Source organism: Bacillus sp. LJBS06 (genome assembly GCF_016924995.1).
Classification (GTDB): Bacteria; Bacillota; Bacilli; order Bacillales; family Bacillaceae; genus Bacillus; species Bacillus stercoris.
Genome location: NZ_CP070483.1, coordinates 1529252 through 1547402, shown reverse-complemented (window position 1 = coordinate 1547402; position 18151 = coordinate 1529252). Strand labels below are relative to the sequence as shown.

The following is an 18151-nucleotide window of genomic DNA, read 5'->3' as shown; positions in this document are numbered from 1 at the left end:
GATTTTTATCAGATACAGATGATATAATAGAAAAACTCTATTAAAGGTTGGTTTGAAATGAAAAAGATGTCCAGAAGACAATTTCTCAAAGGAATGTTCGGTGCTCTTGCTGCCGGGGCTTTAACGGCCGGCGGAGGCTATGGCTATGCCAGATATTTAGAGCCGCATATGATTGAGACAACCGAACACACAATAAAAAGTTCTCTCATCCCGCACGGATTTGACGGTTTTAAAATCGTGCAGTTCAGTGATACACACTTGAGTGATTACTTTACACTCGAAGATTTAAAAACAATCATTCTTACAATTAATGAATCGAAACCTGATCTCATTGTTTTTACAGGTGATATCATCGATAATCCTGATACGTATCAGAACCACCAGGCAGTCATTCCATTGTTGAGAAAGCTTAATGCCCCCTTCGGCAAACTTTGTATTTACGGCAATCATGATCACGGAGGCTATGGAACTGCTGTTTACAAAAGCCTGATGTCGGCTGGCGGTTTTACGGTATACCGGAATGGCTATCAAACATTATCGCTCGCAGATGGCAGCGAAATCGAGATTGCATCGCTTGATGACTTAATGCTGGGTAACCCAGATTATGAAGGAATCCTTTCAAGGCTGAGTGACAGACTTTTTTCCATTCTTCTCGTCCATGAACCTGATGCAGCCTTGAAAACAACAGATTATCCGGTAAATCTTCAGCTTTCCGGCCATACACACGGCGGCCAGATTCAGCTGCCTTTTTACGGACCGATTATTACGCCTCCATATGGAAAAGTCTACACAGAGGGAATGTATCAAACGGGCAGCAATCATATTTACGTCAACCGCGGCCTCGGGATGACCAGGCTGCCTTTGCGGTTTCTGGCCAAGCCTGAAATCACTGTCTTTACCTTAAAAAGCACAAATTAATGTAGCAGGATAGGCTCCTTATCAATACTTATAAGTAAAAAAAGGAGGATGAGGAAACTGCTTACGTACCAGGTGAAGCAAGGTGATACACTTAACAGCATCGCGGCTGATTTCAGAATCAGCACGGCTGCATTACTCCAGGTTAATCCGTCACTGCAGGCAGGGCTCACCGTAGGACAGACCATCGTCATCCCCGGACTGCCGGACCCTCATACAATTCCGTATCATATCGCAGTCTCAATCGGAGCGAAGACCCTAACGCTGTTCCAAAATAATCGGGTAATAAAAACCTATCCTATCGCCGTTGGCAAAATACTTACGCAAACGCCTACAGGCGAGTTTTACATTATTAACCGCCAGCGTAATCCTGGCGGCCCATTCGGGGCTTATTGGCTAAGCCTTTCAAAGCAGCACTACGGAATACACGGAACGAATAATCCCGCTTCGATTGGCAAGGCTGTTTCTAAAGGCTGCATTCGCATGCAAAACAAAGACGTGATCGAACTTGCTTCAATTGTGCCAAACGGAACAAGAGTCTTGATTAACCGGTAATGTTTTCTTATTTGTTTCAAAAACAGGCGGTTTATAATATGATAAAGTGGGACCTTTAGGGTAAGGAGCGTTTTTATGGATATATTTAAAAATCGTAATTTTGTTCATCTATTTTTCGCAGCACTCGCTTCTCAAATGGGCACGACAGTAGGCAACATGGCCTTTGCTTTTTTCTTGCTGGACCGCTTCAGCAGCCAGCCTTCATATACGACCTTGGCGGAGCTGATGTATTCTCTTCCGACCATTTTTGTATTTCTGATCGTCGGAGTCGTCGCGGACCGGTTCGACAGAAAAAAGGTAGCAGAAAACTGTGATTGGATCAGAGCAGGCCTGACTGTCGTTCTTTTTTTCACTTTATTTACCGGCAATATTCCTCTTGTTTTTTGTATTTTATTTGTCAGAAGCGCTGTCACGAAGTTTTTCTTTCCGGCAGAAAACAGTTTGGTACAAGCCATTCTCCCGAAGGAGCATTATGCGAAAGCGGCCGGTCTTAACCAGATGCTTTTTAGCATTTTTATGGTGTTCGGAGTCGGAATTGGCGCTTTTATGTACAAGACAATCGGGATTGAAGGCGCCATTATTCTTGATTTTGTCAGCTTCATCATTTCCGGACTGCTGATCCGCAGCTGCCGGATTCCAAAAGAAGCCCGACAGCCAAACGGTGCATTCAGCTGGAGAAAGACTTCTGTTAAAGATTCAATAAATGACTTTAAAGAAGGCATTCTCTATATTTTAAAAAATAAATTGCTGGCATCTCTTATTTTCGGCTTCTTCATTTTTGGGTTTGTCAACGGAGGATTTGCCGTATTGCCAATGTTTACAATGAAATACGGATTGGCGCCTGACCGCTATGAGTGGCATACGTCTGTATTTACGATCGCACTCGGGTTTGGGCTGCTTGCAGGAAGTGTCATCGGCACGATTATCTCTAAAAAAGTGAAGCCCCACTTTTTAATGTCGATACCGATTTTCATTGCAGGTTTGCTGATCTTCGTCCTTGGCTACACAAATATTTTATGGGTGTATTACGCGGCAGCTTTTGCACTGGGAATGTGCATCGGACCGATCAACATTGCAATCGGAGGATGGATGCCAAAAATAGTCCATCCAAAACTGATGGGACGTGTAAGCGGAATGCAGGACCCTTTTATGATGTTTGCACAGTCTTTGACACTCGGCTTAGTGGCGCTGTTATTCCCTAAGTTCGTTCCAAACATTGATTATCTTTATTACGGCATGGGTGTTATCATCCTGATCGTTTTTATTTTTTATTTTATTGCACTGCCAAAATACAGTGCTCAGGCTGTGGAAGTGAATGTTCAGGAAGCATTTCAAGAACAGCCGAAAAAGAAGGCAAGATCTGTATAATGTAGGTTAAAAATGCGATTTTTTCTCAGAAAAAATCGCATTTTTACATTCAATATTTGCATTTCAACTTTAAAAAAGTATAATCTAAACATATAGAAATTGATAAGAGCAAAGGAGAGAAATAATGGACGACCATGCATATACGAAAGATCTGCAGCCAACCGTAGAAAATCTTTCAAAAGCAGTTTACACTGTGAACCGCCATGCAAAAACCGCCCCCAACCCTAAATACCTATATCTGCTGAAAAAACGTGCTTTGCAAAAGCTCGTCAAAGAAGGTAAAGGAAAGAAAATAGGGCTTCATTTTTCAAAAAATCCAAGGTTCAGCCAACAGCAATCGGACGTGCTTATCTCAATCGGAGACTACTATTTTCACATGCCTCCAACTAAAGAAGACTTCGAACATCTTCCGCATTTAGGTACACTTAATCAATCGTACCGAAATCCTAAAGCTCAAATGTCTTTAACAAAAGCAAAACACCTGTTGCAAGAATATGTCGGCATGAAAGAAAAGCCGCTAGTGCCTAATCGCCAGCAGCCAGCTTATCACAAACCTGTCTTTAAAAAGCTTGGCGAGAGTTACTTTTAAAATAAAAACAGCCGTGCCTCTTCCGGGCACCGGCTGTTTTTATTTATTCGATAACATACGTATCCACTTTTTTAATCAAATCACTGATTTCAGGCTTGCTGATTTGCTCATCTGCGCCTACAACTTCGCCGCGGTGGCGTAGATCATCCGTAATTAAAGATGAGAAAATCATAACCGGCACATTTGAGCTTTTCGGATTTTCCTTCAGCAGCTTTGTGAGCCTGTGTCCATCCATTTTTGGCATTTCAATATCCGTGATGATCATATCAATCTGTTCTGATAAATCAGTTTCGTTTTCAGCAAGGTTCATAATGTAGTCATATGCCTCTTTTCCGTTTTCAAACGAAGCGATATTGTTGTAACCTGCTTCTTTTAATTCATCCTGCAAGAGTCGCATCAAAAGCGGTGAGTCCTCTACAATGATAAGCTTTTTCTCAGTTCTTCTTTCATCGAAGCCCTCGGTATGCATATTGTACGTGTCCACACCTGAATCTGATTCGATGTCATAAATAATTTTTTCATAATCAGGCAAAAAGATCATCAGGTCTTCAAGCTTAATAATTCCGGTAAGGTGCCGCTCCATTCCTTGATTTAACGATGTCGGCTTTTCAATCGCTTCCCATGATACTCTGTGAATTTGAGACACAGAGCCGACATAAAAAACAATTTTCCGTTTATTAAATTCCGTTACGATATATTTCTCATCTTTTGACCCTTCAGGCTCTACTCCAAAAAACGAGAAAAGGCTGATCACTGGGAGGATTTCTCCTCTGAGTTTAATCATTCCTTCTACATGCTGATGGGAGTGAGGCACTGATGTCACCTCGACAGGCTGAATAATTTCTCTTACTTTCATGACGTTAATCCCGAAAGCATTTTCACCCACGCCAAACTTCACAATTTCTAATTCATTTGTACCAGAATCCAATAAAATTTCGTATTGTTGTAACGACAATTCAATCCCTCGCTATTCGCATTCAGTATTGTACTGTATATATCGGCGGAATTTGTAAAAAGTGAATGGCGACTCTTCAAAATCGAATTCCAAGAGCAATTAAGCCGCGTTCCTCAAAAAAGAAACTTTTTTCCTAATAACCATTGACTTTCCAACTAACAGTGATAAAATAGTCAAGGATTTTTCCAAAGAAGGGTGTAAATAATGGGTACCTTAGTAATATTTAAAGAAAACGAAATGACTGTTTTAGAAGATATCAGTGAAGAAACTTACCTGAATATGAAGAAAGAATCAGCTGACCTTCAAGAAGAGCATCCCCCGTATCTGATTTGGCACGAAGACCTTCATTTTGATTATGGCTATTAATGAAATTGGCACATATAAACAATAATAGAACATGATACAATAAAGACAATCAAATCGCTGGTTGTCTTCTTTTTTTCTGAAAAGAAAGGTATGTTTACAAATAAGGCGCATACAATCGAAATATATCAGTTAAAAAGGTGACAAATAATCAGCTAGTGGTAAAATAGGATAAACTCATTATATTTGTTAAGGTGATGAATTATGGAACATTTGCTGAATCCGAAAGCAAGAGAGATTGAAATTTCAGGAATACGCAAATTCTCGAATCTTGTAGCCCAACACGAAGACGTCATTTCGCTTACAATCGGCCAGCCTGATTTTTTCACGCCGCATCATGTGAAAGCTGCCGCAAAAAAAGCCATTGATGAAAACGTGACGTCATATACACCGAATGCCGGCTACCTGGAGCTGAGACAAGCTGTGCAGCTTTATATGAAGAAAAAAGCGGATTTCAACTATGATGCTGAATCTGAAATTATCATCACAACAGGTGCAAGCCAAGCTATTGATGCTGCATTTCGGACGATTTTGTCTCCTGGTGATGAAGTGATTATGCCAGGGCCTATTTATCCAGGCTATGAACCTATTATCAATTTATGCGGGGCCAAGCCTGTTATTGTTGATACTACGTCACACGGCTTTAAGCTTACTGCCCGGCTGATTGAAGATGCGCTGACACCGAACACTAAGTGTGTCGTGCTTCCTTATCCGTCAAATCCTACTGGCGTGACTTTATCTGAAGAAGAGCTGAAAAGTATTGCAGCTCTTTTAAAAGGCAGAAATGTCTTCGTATTGTCTGATGAAATATACAGTGAATTAACATATGACAGACCGCATTACTCCATCGCAACCTATTTGCGGGATCAAACGATTGTCATTAACGGGTTGTCAAAATCGCACAGCATGACCGGTTGGAGAATTGGATTTTTATTCGCACCGAAAGACATCGCAAAGCACATTTTAAAGGTTCATCAATACAATGTGTCATGTGCCTCATCCATTTCTCAAAAAGCCGCGCTTGAAGCTGTCACAAACGGCTTTGATGATGCACTAATTATGAGAGAACAATACAAAAAACGTCTGGATTATGTATATGACCGTCTGGTTTCCATGGGAATTGACGTTGTTAAACCGTCCGGTGCGTTTTATATCTTCCCTTCTATTAAATCCTTTGGAATGAGTTCATTTGATTTTAGTATGGCTCTTTTGGAAGACGCTGGCGTGGCACTCGTGCCGGGCAGCTCGTTCTCAACATATGGTGAAGGATATGTAAGGCTGTCTTTTGCATGCTCAATGGACACGCTGAGAGAAGGCTTGGATCGTTTAGAATTATTTGTATTAAAAAAACGGGAATCAATGCAGACGATAAACAACGGCGTTTAAGCCGTTGTTTTTATTTTTTTGGAAATGAAATTTTAAACGCTGTGCCTTTTTCAGGATGGCTGTCCACATGTATGACTCCCTGATGGTTTTCAATGATATTAAATGTCACCATCAATCCAAGCCCCGTACCTTTTTCTTTTGTTGTTAAAAATGGCTCTCCAATCCGGTTTAGCACTTTTTCAGGTATACCTTCTCCCTCGTCTTTGACAGTGACATGAACAGAATGCTCATCCTCGGTGATGATAATGTCTACTGTTCCCCCATCAGGCATTGATTCAACTGCATTTTTGATTAAATTAATGAATACCTGCTTTAATTGGTTTTGATCCCCATTTATATAAATGCTGTCTTTTTCATAGCTGGTTCTGATAAAAATGCCATTTAAATTTGCCTGTGTTTCTAACAGGGCTGAGACCTCACCAATTAATTTTTTCAAGTTCAAATATTCTTTGACAGCATTTTGCTGAGGTTTCGCAAGCATGAGCAGTTCACTGAGTATTAATTCAATGCGGCTGAGTTCAGAAAACACAATATCAAAGTAATGCTCGTTTCCTTCCATTGTCGGCTTCATCAACTGTAAAAATCCTTTGATCGCTGTAAGCGGGTTGCGGATCTCGTGGGCGATTCCCGCCGCGAGCTGGCCTGCGATTGATAATTTTTCCGATTTCAGCATCAATTCTTCTGTTTGCTTTCTCTCTGAGATGTCCCGAAGAATGACTTGGACGGCCGCTTCACCAAAAAAGGTCGTCGGAATGCAGACCATCTCCGTATAGATGACCCTATTCTGAAAGGTGAACCAGGATTGCTTGACAATTTCTGATTCTGTTTTTTGCTCGGCAATGTTTTGGATTCTCTCTTTTACATCCTCGTGATCGCAAGGATGCAGCTGATCGTATATGTTTTTGCCAATTAAATCCTCATAGGTAGCCGCTTCAAACAGGGAAATTCCCGATTCATTCATAAACACCCATTTTCCATTGTGAATCACCGCAATGGTATCAATTGAATTTTGAATCAGCAGCTGATATCGTTCACGGCTTTTTTGCAGGATGGTTTGGAATTTTTTTCTTGAAGAGATATCGATCAGCAGCAGCAGCTCAGCCTGCTGGTTTTTGTAGACGGTCGGGGATGCTTTCACTTCTAAATGAACAGGTGAGCCATCAAGCCTTTTCCACGTCTGTTCAATCATTCCGACTTCCATTCCTTTTTGCATTCGTATAATCCTGTTTTTCACGATATCATGATATTCTTCCTCAATAAATTCATAGGACCATTTGCCAATAATAGCATCCTTGCTTTTTGCTCCCAGCATTGAAAGCATCGCGCTGTTTACATAGACGATCTTACCTTTGACACTGATGCATAGCGGACTCGGGAGATTTTCAACCAACCGTTCATAATCATCCGTTATATATGTAGTCGATTCCGGGCTTGCAGGCTCGATTTCATGTTTTTCGCAGTTTAGAGATTGATGGCCTGTTTCTTCTTCAAGAACTTTCATTTTCAAAATGATTTCCCGATCTGTCCGCTCAGCTCTTGTCGTAACAATTTCTACTGCAGCCTCCACCCACACAATCGTATGATCTTTTTTAATAAAACGAAAGGTGCATGGCATCAGATGATGTTCATTATAAAAATAGCTTTCAACTAAAAATTGGTCTTCCTCATGTAAAAACGTTTTGAGGAATGATCCGATCATCTCTCCTTGGAGATAGCCCAAATGCAGTTTGGAGTTGGCTGATATATAAATGATGCGTCCATTAGAGGCCAAGACTGCATGAATATCGGTTTTCGTTTGAAACGGTTTAACATGCTGCGTATCCTGTTCCACAGAATCCCTCCTTTGCATGATCATCGTGTTTCGACATATACAGATTGACTTTTACCTAGTATGATTCGCTAGAAAATGAGTATTCTCCTTCTATTCTTATGGTGAACGTCAATTTTTGAATAAAAGAAAGGGCACACAATCTTTTCGTTGTGCACCCTGTTTTTTATTTTTTACTGTGTTTTTTTTCGAGCTCTGCGTAGGCGTGGATAGCTCTTTTGGCAATAAGTTTGTTGATCGGGTCGTGGTCGTTTGCTACAGAAGGCACAACAACACTAAATGCCACTTTGGGATTTTCAGATGGATAATAGCCGACAAATGTTAGATTGTACGTGCTTTTTCCCCACCAATTACGATTTGTTCCGTAATAAAATGTTTGAGCAGTTCCTGTTTTCCCGGAAACATCCTCTGCAAACGTATTTCTAGCTGTCCCTGAGGTTGTAACGAGCTTCATTCCGGTCTTTACTTGCTGTATGTCACTTTCTGAGTTGTTAATTTTATTGAGAATGTTTGGCTTTCTTTGTTCAATGGTCTTCCCAAGGCCCTTTTTATTGCTGGGCTCATGAACACTTGTAACAATTCTTGGCTGAATGCGATACCCGCCATTGGCAATGGAAGAGATGTACTGAGCCATTTGAAGGGGGGTATATGTATCGTATTGTCCAATGGCCAAGTCTAAAATTAACCCCCCCACCGCATCAGGTGTAGTTTGCATGCCGGCTGATTCCTGCGGAAGATCAATACCTGTCTTTACACCCAGGCCAAATTGGCTGTAGTAATTTCTCATCTTGTTCAAATCCTTCTGGTCAGCAGGAAGAGGTCCATGCGGCTTGTATGTAACACCGGCAATATGCATGGCGACATTAAACATGTATACGTTTGAGCTTTTTTGCAGTGCGGTTAATTCGTTAATCGTTCCCATATTCATATAGGACTTCTTAGGCTTGTTACCGTTTCCTGCAAAATAAAGAGGTGTATCCACAAAATATTTATAATGCGGAATTCCGTCCTGATAGCCGGCCAGCACGGTGGCGCCCTTCACTGCTGAGCCCATTTCATATTGGGTGGTAAATGCCCCTATCGCATAATCTTCAATTTTGTTGGTTTTTAAGTCTATCTTTTTCCCTGCCATCGATAAAATATCGCCGTTATTCGGGTCCATCATTACGGCAAAAGCTCTGTCCAGCATGTAATTTCCGCGTGCGCGGCTGTTTCTCACTTCTTCTTCAATGATCTTTTCCATCTTTGCTTGAAGCTCCATGTCAAAGGAAAGCTGAAGATCGTATCCCCTGCTGCCTTTATCAATGGTTTTTTGACTGACGACATTTCCTTTATTGTCTTCTACGTATTCCACTTTTTCTTTATGCGAATTTAAGTAATCTTCATATTGATACTCTAAATAACTTTTTCCCACCCTGTCATTATTCGCATAGCCTCTTGTTAAATAGAAATCTTTCCGGTCGCTCAGCAGGCCCTGATCAGGTGTCGTAACGCCCCCGAAAACGGAATAAAGGGTTTTGTCATAAGGATATTTTCGTGTCCAATCGTTTACAATGTCGATTCCCGGAAGCTCTTCTAAATGCTCAGAAACAATTGAAATTTCATCATATGTTAAGTCATTTTTGGGTCTCTGCGAGGAGTTTTTCTTCTCATCAAGCAGCGCTCCGTTTTTTCCATTGCTATTGCTTTCATTTGGATTCATTGCCTTTACGATTTGAGGTTCGTAAGCATTTCCGCTTGAGAACCTTGTATATATCGCAGCCGTTTCCATTTCTTCGTCATCATGCTGAATAGCCTTCAATTCTTGATCCGGAACACGCTCTAGTTGAAGCTTGTAAGCCTGAGCTCCTTTCAGATTGCTTTCCGATTCCTTAAGCAGGGCGGCGGCTTTTTTCGGATGAGCTGCGATCCAGTAATCGCGCAAATCCCTTTCCTTCAAAAATTCGGTATCAATATGAATGAAAGAAGCAAGCCTCTTCGCTGTTTTGATTTTATCTTCGGTTTTTGTGCTAGATGTTGATACATACACAATTTCTGGAACGCTCTGGTTGTCGACAGCAACTTTCTGGTTTCTGTCGTACATCTTCCCGCGAGGCGCAGGATAGTAAGCTGTTTTTGCATTTGATTTCTCAGCGTCTTCTTCATGCTGTTCGCCTTCAACAATTTGAACGACTCCGAGCTTAAAAATTAATGCAGTGAATAGAACAAAGACAGCTAGGAAAAAAAGGTTCATTCTGATTGCTCTGTTTCCTTTGCTCTTTTTCTTTGGTTCACGTCCTATTTCAGTCACTTCTGGTTACCCCTCTCAAATCATTCAATATATTTACATATACTGAGATTAATTGTAACACCTTTGTAATAGTTGTTACAGCGAAAAGGAGTAAAAAAAGCTGTCAACATAAAAACACATTAAAATATAACTAACCATTCAAAAAAAAGGAAGATATGTAACAGTACGATAAAACCATAAATGCCGCTGGTTTCTTTATTCATGCGATTCAGCGGATTTACTTTACGAAAATGACAATCTTTATTTGTCAAAGGAAAGTGTTGGAGTCTTTATGACAAAAAAGCTATGTTATGATTTTTTTGTAGAAACAAACAACTCTAGGAGGTTACGAACTAATGAAGAAAGCATTTATTTTATCTGCTGCCGCTGCGGTTGGATTATTCACATTCGGAGGCGTACAGCAAGCATCTGCGAAAGAACTCTCCTGCCAGTCTGTGGTAACAGTAAAAACGGGGAACACAGTACAAAACATGTCACTTAACGATGCAGTGAAAAAACTGCATATTAACACAAATATTAAAACGTTAAACGCTGCAAACGAAAAAGAGATTAAGCAGCTTCTTCAAAAACATGCGAAGCAATCTAACATGAAGGTTCAGGATGTTCAAAAGACAGAAACGGCAAAACCGGCGCAAAAGACTACTGAAAAAGCAACTGCTGATCAAAACACCGCTTCTAAAGCACCTGCAACTGCTGAAAAAACAAACACAACAACATCTGCACCTTCATCTGTAAGTGCATATGAGAAAAAAGTTGTTGAGCTTACAAATGCAGAAAGACAAAAACAAGGCTTAAAACCGCTTCAAATTGATGAAACGTTAAGCAAATCTGCACGCGCAAAATCTCAGGATATGAAAGACAAAAACTACTTTGATCACCAAAGCCCAACTTATGGCTCACCGTTTGATATGATGAAATCTTTCGGAATCAGCTACAAAACAGCAGGTGAAAACATTGCGAAGGGCCAAAAGACACCTGAAGAAGTAGTAAAAGCCTGGATGAACAGTGAAGGACACAGAAAAAACATTCTAAACCCTAACTTTACTCACATCGGTGTTGGCTACGTTGAGTCTGGAAGCATCTGGACACAACAATTCATCGGTAAATAATAAAAAATTCCCTGTACGATACAGGTAATCTTCAGCTTGCAGAAAAAACCATGTTTTTTCTGCAAGCTTTTTTGCTGTATTCATATTTTTGATGCAGAAATAGAAAAAGCCGCCAGCCAAGCAAGGATAGGATGCGGCATGCTTCTTTACATTCTGGAACCTGATTGTAAGGGGAATTTGTTCACTCACAATCCGTTTTGTTTTTCACCTTCCATAGCAAATATGCCTTTGATAGAATTGACCTTTTCTGTAATTAAGGAAAAATTTTCAGTCTGAGCAATATAGGCTTCGTCGCAGTTTTTTGTGAGGAACAGAGAAAGACATCATTCTTTAAAGCCTTTCTTTGATTATATGATAGGGAAATAGAAACTGTCCGAGGTTTCTCGACAGCCTGAGGTACAAAGGGCGGCCTCTATTCTATTATGTGGTTAATCTTAGCTTTCCTATTTTGTTACATTCTAATGCAAACCATACTGTTCCATCATTAGCGCATCCAATTCCATGAGGCTCAGCATGAGGTGTGTTGATTGTATATTCTTCAATTTTGTGATCACTTGTCAGCCTTCCGATTTTATTTCCTCCCCATTCGGTAAACCATAAATCGGATTTTCGCCCTGCAGCGATAGCGTGAGGACGTGCATTTGGTGTTGGAATATCATATTCAGTTATGTCACCTGAAACCGTAATCCTACCTATCTTATTACCTATGATTTCTACAAACCAAAGTGCATCATCATGCCCTTTTGTAATACCAACTGGTCCTGCTCCCGGTGTCGGAATTGGAAACTCCGTTACCTCTCCTGATTCAGTTATTTTGCCGATAGCATTATTCTGGTTTTCAGTGAACCAAAGCGAATCATCTGAACCCAATGTAATAAAAGAAGGGTATGATCCTTCATTAGGCAGTTCATATTCATAAATCTTACCCTCTGCCGTCAATTTTCCTATACGATTTCCATTCATCTCAGTAAACCAGATATCGCCGTTTGGACCTTCCGTAATCCCATACGGGGCTGAGTGTTTATGCGGTAATGGATATTCTCTAAATTGCCCTTTTTCGGTCAGTTTTCCTATCTTATTAGCTCTATTTTCTGTAAACCAGATATCACCTTTTGAAGACACCGTTAAACACATGGCCCCAGCATCAGGTGTCGGAATCGTATACGCTTGAATTTTTCCCTTCTTATCAATACAGCTTATTTTGTTAGCTTTATGTTGGGTAAACCATACTTTTCCCTCGTGTGAAATGGCTATCCCGTATGGGCCAGAATCAGAATGTAAAATACTTATTTCTTGCTGTTCAAGCTCCATAACTTAATTCCCCCCTTCAATATAATCTGCAAAAAAGCCTCCTATTCTCACTGTTCTGTAATAGGAGGCAATACTTACGTTCATACCTAAATAGGCGCCGATTTCGTCATAAATAAAAACATTACACCATAATCCTATCTCATAATAAACAAAACAAATAAGCATTTCCAAGTGGTATTTTTCTGTTTTACCACCTAGAGCCCAGAAAAAGGCTGTCGAGATTATCACGACAGCCTGATGGTTGCCTGCAGGATACAGGCAGTCTTTTTATTTCACCCAAAGCTTATATATACTCTGTGTTCCGCTGTTTTCTTCACCTTGTGCAGCAAGCTTGTCATATAAGGATTTAGCAAGCGATAAGCCTGGCATTTCTTCTCCCATTAGTTCTGCTTCCTCTAGCGCAATTCCCATATCTTTAATAAAATGCTTTACATAAAATCCTGGTTCAAAGTTGCCTTGCAGCATACGGGGAGCAAGATTTGACAATGACCAGCTTCCCGCTGCGCCCGTTGTGATGCTTTTCAGGACATTTTCCGGCTCTAGGCCTGATTTTTGAGCGTATGCCATTGCTTCAGCAACACCGATCATACCAGCTGCAATTGCAATCTGATTGCACATCTTGGTATGCTGTCCGCTTCCAGCCGGTCCTTGGTACTGAATATTCTCTCCCATTAAAGAGAAAATCGGCATGCAGGCTTCAAAAGCTTCTTTTTCTCCACCAACCATAATCGCGAGTGTTCCGTTTTGTGCACCGACATCTCCGCCTGAAACAGGAGCGTCTAAAGCGAATAATGCTTTTTCTTTGGCCGCTTCAGCAATCTTCTTCGCAAGCGAGGGCTTAGATGTCGTCATATCAATAAGATATGCTCCTTCTTTTGCGTTTTCAATAATTCCGCTTGTTCCGAAATACACTTCTTCAACATCACTGGGATAGCCGACCATTGTAATGATAACATCCGCTTCTTTCGAAAGATCTTTGACCGTTTCTTTCCATACCGCGCCTTTTTGCAGGATGCTGTCTGCTTTTTCTTTTGTCCGGGTGTATACCAATACAGGATGGCCGTCATTGAGAATATGTGTTGCCATGCTTTTTCCCATTACTCCAAGACCGATAAAACCAATTGTTTTTTTCAAGGTCATTCCTCCCAGATGTTTCGTTTAGATTTTAGTTAAAATTTATCATTTTTCCTTCATTTTCTAGACTACCATAACTATACATCATAGAGTAGACTCTAAAATAAAAAAACCCCAAAACATACCATGTTTTAGGGTTTTGTTGGATTATAATGTGAATTTTGTAATTGTTTTCATAAGCTCTTGGCTTGCATGTTTTAACGTGTCTGTTGAGTGTTTGACTTTATCAAGAGTGATCAGCTGTTCATCAGTTGATGCGTTCACTTCCTCTGCTGCGGCAGCTGATTCCTGTGATATGGCTGAAATGCTTTGAATCGCTTCAGAAATCGCGAGCTGTTCTTCACTCATTCTTTGAATTTCTGCGTAAATGTGATCAATGCCTTGCACCAGTGACTGCATTTCCGAAGTTATCGTGTTTAATACCTCTCCAGTCTCGTGAATGGCACTGTTTTGTTCATCGTTCATTCTGCTTGCCTCAACCATTGCATGAGAGGCCTCTTTTGTCTCAAGCTGGATAAGCTTTACAGTCTCACTGATATGCTTTGTAGAGAGGGCTGATTGCTCAGCTAGCTTCCTCACTTCATCAGCTACAACGGCAAAACCGCGGCCGCTTTCTCCCGCTCTGGCTGCCTCAATGCTGGCATTTAAAGCAAGCAAATTGGTTTGATCAGATATGTTTGAAATCGCCGTAACGACTTCTTCAATATTCTTAGTTTGATTTTCTAAATCCAGCAGCATCGTTTCGACCTTTTTTGTTTCCATGTTAGCTTCGTTTGACTTCATCAGCAGCTGGCCGAGTGCGTCAAGTCCTTTATAGCTTGCATCCTCGGACGATTTTGAGCGTTCTTTTATTCCGCCTGCCTCCTCAGCGATTTGTCTGATTTTCATTGACAGGCTTTCTGATTTTTCATTAATGGTTTCAACTTCAGAAGCTTGTTCCGATGCTCCTGCAGCTACTTCTTCAATCGCTTTTGCAATTTGTCCGCTTGTTTCATTTGTTTCTGCAGAGACAGCCGTTAATTGCTCAGTGGTATCAGATACCTTCCCTGAAGAGATCCTCACTTGCTCAACCATTTCCTTCATATTTTCAACCATCAGATTGAAGTCCCTTGTTAAAATACCGACTTCATCCTTAGATTTTGATTCCGCGTGCACTGTTAAATCGCCTGCGGAAACGGCTTTCGTTTTAGCGATCAGCTGCTGTATCGGACCGGTTATCGTTTTGGCCAGGAAGTAGCTGAGAATAATTGTGATGATAAGCGCAATCAATGATATCCACAGATTTGCCCGATTCATTTTATCTGAAATCCACATTAATTGATCGGTATCAAATTGCGTTCCGACCTTCCAGCCCGTTTCACCAATCGTTTGATACACAACCATTTTCCCATTCACATCCTGTATCCCTTTTTTCTCGGACGCAATGGTTTTCAGTGTTTGATCCTTTGATATATTTTTCCCTTGATTTGACGGATGGGCTAAAAGATTGCCGCTCGCATCAGCTAAAAAGGCAAATCCATTGTAAGGCACCTTTTGTTTATTGACCATACTTTGGATAGCAGAGAGTTTCAAGTCATAGCTGGCAACCCCTATCACTTTTTGCCTGTCTAAGATCGCTTTCGATGCAGTAACAATCATGTCTCCTGTCACGACATCTTTATAAGGTTCCGTCCAAACAACTTGATCCGGGGCTTCAGCTGCAAGCTTATACCATGGTCTTGATGTTGGATCATAATCCTCAGCGAAATCTGCTTTTGGATATGTAAACATTTCTTTTTTTGCGGTGCCTATGTAAGCCATCGCAACATAATCATCATTATCTTTGATTTGCTTAATGTCATCGTTAAACAGCCGAGCAGCTTCTTTACTTGGTTTCGTTACAAATGTATGCGTTAATTTCCCATTAGCCAGCCTTGATAACGAAATGGCATAACTCTTTAATTGCAATTCAATATTTTGTTCAAGTGACTGCGTCACGTTTTGAGTTGTATTTTTCCCATCCTCTGTAATCATCGGTTTTAGCGTCAAATAAGAAGACAGCATTAAAAGAACAACTGTGACGATTAACATAATCGAAACAAAAACAGCAATCTTCATGTGAAGTTTTTTAAACAAACCAATCCCCTCCTAATTTCTATATCGGCCTTTTCGTTTGAAAAATGAATAATCAAAAAATAAATTATAAGAATATCGGAATATATTTACTGAAAATTCAATCTTCGTTATAATAAAACAACATAAGGAGAGTGATGATCATACTGAAACAAATATATGTGCATAACGGAAGAAAATTTGGAGCTCTAACCATCAGAAACTACAATGAGACTGACATCAAGGGGCTGATTTCTCTTCAAAGAGAATGTTTCCCTCCCCCATTTCCCCAAGAATTACTGTGGTCTGAAAGCCAGCTCGACAGTCATATCAAAACCTTTCCGGAAGGCGCTTTATGCGCGCTCATCAATGGCAGAATTATCGGTTCCATGACGGCTCTTATTGTACAATTTGAGCCTGAATCTCCTGACCATACATGGGCACAAGCAACAGACAACGGATCAATTAAGAATCATGACCCTCATGGAAATACCTTATATGTAGTGGATATTTCTGTTTCTCCACGTTATCGAAAGCTTGGAATCGGAAAATGGCTGATGAATACGATGTATGAGCTTACTGTTGATAAAAGGCTGGAGCGCCTTCTCGGAGGCGGACGCATTCCTTTATATCATAAATACGCACACGAGATCAGCGCAGTTCAGTACGTTGAAGATGTGATGGAAGGCAGGAAAAACGACCCTGTGCTGTCCTTTCTCCTCCGTTGCGGGCGTTCACCTATTCGTGTAGTCAACAATTATTTAGAGGATACAGAATCATTGAATTACGGCGTTTTGATGGAATGGAAAAATCCTTTCTATAAAAAAGCGAGCTGTTCATCACAACAGCCCGGTTAAGTGAAATATTCGATTTTCGCATTAGGGAAATAAGCATCAATATAGGATTCAAGCGCTTCTCGAAGTGCGTGCTCTTCATCTTTCTGATATATATATTTTCCGATCCCGTAACGGCCCCATTTATAACGGCGCTTTTCCTCATCTAATTCAAGCTTCGTTTTCGGATAATTCTTCTCTATCACTCGTTTGGCCGGTTTTGTAAAACGGTGCTGAATTAATTCAAACGTAATATCATGTCTAACATCCTGCGGCAAAGCAGCATCAAGCTTTTCGAATAGATGTTTGTACCCTTCTTCCCAGCCTTCATGAATATAAATCGGTGCAACAATAAAGCCTAGCGGGTATCCTGCTTTTGCAACTTTAACAGCCGCTTCTATCCGCTTATCAAGAGGTGAGGTTCCCGGCTCAAAGTTTTTAATGACATAGTCGGCATTAATGCTGAACCTGAATCTCGTTTTCCCGTTATGCTTTGCATCTAATAGGTGATCGACATGATGAAATTTCGTTACAAATCTAAGCTTTCCGAGATCACTTTGACCAAAATGTTCAATGGCGCGCTTCAGCGTGTGTGTCAGATGATCAATTCCTACGATATCTGAGGTACATGAGGCTTCGAACCTTGTGAACTCTGGCGCGCGCTCTTTCATATACTTATCCGCCTGATCCAAAATCTCTTCGACGTTTACATAAGTTCTGATATATGGCTTTGATCCCATGGTTGTTTGCAGGTAGCAGTAATGGCAGTGCCCCATGCAGCCTGTTGCAAACGGGATGGCATATTCGGCTGAGGGTTTGGATGAATCAAACTTTAATGTTTTCCGAACACCGATAACTAAAGTTGATTTCGCATTGCGATATTGCTGAAGATGATTTTTCCCAGGAATATTACGCACCTGATTGTGGGATGTCGTTTCTCTGATTTCAATGCCCATTTTCTCAAACTTATCTTGTAATTCTTGAGCCAGCGGATATTCCAGCGCTCTTGGTTCTATATACACAAGCTGCGGAACAAATGGGTTCTGCATGATGCCACATCCTTTTCCTTTACTACTGTTACTTTTCTCACCAGACGGAAAGGATATGAGTTGTAATGATTTCCTTGTTACTCATACGGATCAATATCAAATAATTCTTTGTAAAGTGATTTAGCTTCTTCATAGCTTGCAAACACAGCGTCGTCCTCTGCAAACGGATGATAGGTTTCATAAATAAACAGAGATAGCTCGCCTTCATGGTATGGGTGGTGCACAATTTCGGCTTCCTTGATGTGAGCAACATTGGCGGCGTGCGGATTTCTGTAGATCACATAAACAGTATCTCCTGCGTTAAATTGGTTTGACATACTATCCCTCCTAGCCGTTATTGTGTCCTTCTATACCCTTACTTATGAAAAAAACCAG

General features: G+C 40.7%; 16 protein-coding genes. 8 read left to right on the top strand and 8 right to left on the bottom strand.

Annotation, left to right across the window (positions count from 1 at the left end; translation table 11 throughout):
- Positions 1–57: 57 nt before the first annotated feature.
- The 4 genes from JQX68_RS08000 to JQX68_RS07985 all read left to right on the top strand — a co-directional run bounded on the left by JQX68_RS08000 (position 58) and on the right by JQX68_RS07985 (position 3427).
- Positions 58–918, top strand: a complete 861-nt coding sequence (locus JQX68_RS08000) for a metallophosphoesterase (RefSeq protein WP_147771840.1) — start codon at positions 58–60, stop codon at positions 916–918.
- Positions 919–975: 57 nt separating this feature from the next.
- Entirely contained in the window at positions 976–1470 is a 495-nt protein-coding gene (locus tag JQX68_RS07995) for a L,D-transpeptidase family protein (protein WP_147772424.1), read from the top strand.
- 75 nt (positions 1471–1545) lie between these two features.
- Entirely contained in the window at positions 1546–2838 is a 1293-nt protein-coding gene (locus JQX68_RS07990) for an MFS transporter (RefSeq protein ID WP_014663786.1), read from the top strand.
- 124 nt (positions 2839–2962) lie between these two features.
- Positions 2963–3427 carry a YkyB family protein gene (locus JQX68_RS07985; protein WP_003232406.1) on the top strand — a complete coding sequence of 155 codons (465 nt, stop codon included), beginning with the start codon at positions 2963–2965 and terminating at the stop codon, positions 3425–3427.
- A gap of 43 nt (positions 3428–3470) precedes the next feature.
- Here JQX68_RS07985 and cheV read toward each other — a convergent pair whose 3' ends face one another.
- On the bottom strand, positions 3471–4382 hold the full coding sequence (gene cheV, locus JQX68_RS07980) for a chemotaxis protein CheV (protein ID WP_147771839.1): 912 nt from the start codon (positions 4380–4382) through the stop codon (positions 3471–3473).
- A gap of 204 nt (positions 4383–4586) precedes the next feature.
- On the opposite strand from cheV, the gene JQX68_RS07975 reads away from it, so the two are divergent.
- Both JQX68_RS07975 and JQX68_RS07970 read left to right on the top strand, forming a co-directional pair.
- Positions 4587–4748 (top strand): hypothetical protein, encoded by a 162-nt coding sequence (locus JQX68_RS07975; RefSeq protein WP_003245246.1) that lies wholly within the window; start codon positions 4587–4589, stop codon positions 4746–4748.
- Positions 4749–4949: 201 nt separating this feature from the next.
- Positions 4950–6131: an aminotransferase A gene (locus JQX68_RS07970; RefSeq protein ID WP_069838855.1), complete on the top strand. Its 1182-nt coding sequence runs from the start codon at positions 4950–4952 to the stop codon at positions 6129–6131.
- Positions 6132–6141: 10 nt separating this feature from the next.
- Here the strand turns inward: JQX68_RS07970 and kinA are convergent, their stop codons facing one another.
- Complete coding sequence (kinA, locus tag JQX68_RS07965) at positions 6142–7962, bottom strand: sporulation histidine kinase KinA (protein ID WP_014663782.1); 1821 nt, start codon at positions 7960–7962, stop codon at positions 6142–6144.
- Between the two features lie 163 nt (positions 7963–8125).
- On the bottom strand, positions 8126–10249 hold the full coding sequence (locus JQX68_RS07960; protein ID WP_147771838.1) for a peptidoglycan D,D-transpeptidase FtsI family protein: 2124 nt from the start codon (positions 10247–10249) through the stop codon (positions 8126–8128).
- A 335-nt stretch (positions 10250–10584) separates the two neighbouring features.
- Between JQX68_RS07960 and JQX68_RS07955 the strand changes: the two genes are divergently transcribed.
- Positions 10585–11358, top strand: a complete 774-nt coding sequence (locus JQX68_RS07955) for a CAP domain-containing protein (protein ID WP_103031985.1) — start codon at positions 10585–10587, stop codon at positions 11356–11358.
- Positions 11359–11778: 420 nt separating this feature from the next.
- On the opposite strand, the gene JQX68_RS07950 is transcribed toward JQX68_RS07955, so the two are convergent.
- The 3 genes from JQX68_RS07950 to mcpC form a co-directional block, all read right to left on the bottom strand.
- Positions 11779–12669: a Vgb family protein gene (locus JQX68_RS07950; protein WP_103031984.1), complete on the bottom strand. Its 891-nt coding sequence runs from the start codon at positions 12667–12669 to the stop codon at positions 11779–11781.
- A 267-nt stretch (positions 12670–12936) separates the two neighbouring features.
- Positions 12937–13803 (bottom strand): NAD(P)-dependent oxidoreductase, encoded by an 867-nt coding sequence (locus tag JQX68_RS07945; protein WP_069149512.1) that lies wholly within the window; start codon positions 13801–13803, stop codon positions 12937–12939.
- Positions 13804–13950: 147 nt separating this feature from the next.
- Positions 13951–15918 (bottom strand): methyl-accepting chemotaxis protein McpC, encoded by a 1968-nt coding sequence (gene mcpC / locus JQX68_RS07940; RefSeq protein ID WP_103748831.1) that lies wholly within the window; start codon positions 15916–15918, stop codon positions 13951–13953.
- 134 nt (positions 15919–16052) lie between these two features.
- Here mcpC and JQX68_RS07935 point away from each other — a divergent pair, with 134 nt between their 5' ends.
- A complete protein-coding gene (locus JQX68_RS07935; protein WP_147771837.1) occupies positions 16053–16751 on the top strand; it encodes a GNAT family N-acetyltransferase in 699 nt (232 codons plus the stop codon).
- On the opposite strand, the gene splB is transcribed toward JQX68_RS07935, so the two are convergent.
- The gene (gene splB, locus JQX68_RS07930) at positions 16748–17776 is read right to left on the bottom strand and encodes a spore photoproduct lyase (RefSeq protein ID WP_014663774.1); all 1029 of its coding nucleotides are present in this window, start codon (positions 17774–17776) and stop codon (positions 16748–16750) included. The genes JQX68_RS07935 and splB overlap by 4 nt on opposite strands.
- A gap of 77 nt (positions 17777–17853) precedes the next feature.
- On the bottom strand, positions 17854–18093 hold the full coding sequence (splA, locus tag JQX68_RS07925) for a splAB operon transcriptional regulator SplA (RefSeq protein WP_003218644.1): 240 nt from the start codon (positions 18091–18093) through the stop codon (positions 17854–17856).
- Between the last annotated feature and the right edge of the window lie 58 nt (positions 18094–18151).

What these genes read in the sequence shown, in the direction of transcription:
- JQX68_RS07970 (WP_069838855.1), top strand. Translation starts at nt 4,950, where the DNA reads ATGGAACATTTGCTGAATCCGAAAGCAAGAGAGATTGAAATTTCAGGA.
- splB (WP_014663774.1), bottom strand. Translation starts at nt 17,776, where the DNA reads ATGCAGAACCCATTTGTTCCGCAGCTTGTGTATATAGAACCAAGAGCG.
- JQX68_RS07985 (WP_003232406.1), top strand. Translation starts at nt 2,963, where the DNA reads ATGGACGACCATGCATATACGAAAGATCTGCAGCCAACCGTAGAAAAT.
- splA (WP_003218644.1), bottom strand. Translation starts at nt 18,093, where the DNA reads ATGTCAAACCAATTTAACGCAGGAGATACTGTTTATGTGATCTACAGA.
- JQX68_RS07975 (WP_003245246.1), top strand. Translation starts at nt 4,587, where the DNA reads ATGGGTACCTTAGTAATATTTAAAGAAAACGAAATGACTGTTTTAGAA.
- JQX68_RS08000 (WP_147771840.1), top strand. Translation starts at nt 58, where the DNA reads ATGAAAAAGATGTCCAGAAGACAATTTCTCAAAGGAATGTTCGGTGCT.
- JQX68_RS07935 (WP_147771837.1), top strand. Translation starts at nt 16,053, where the DNA reads ATGATCATACTGAAACAAATATATGTGCATAACGGAAGAAAATTTGGA.
- JQX68_RS07950 (WP_103031984.1), bottom strand. Translation starts at nt 12,669, where the DNA reads ATGGAGCTTGAACAGCAAGAAATAAGTATTTTACATTCTGATTCTGGC.
- JQX68_RS07955 (WP_103031985.1), top strand. Translation starts at nt 10,585, where the DNA reads ATGAAGAAAGCATTTATTTTATCTGCTGCCGCTGCGGTTGGATTATTC.
- JQX68_RS07990 (WP_014663786.1), top strand. Translation starts at nt 1,546, where the DNA reads ATGGATATATTTAAAAATCGTAATTTTGTTCATCTATTTTTCGCAGCA.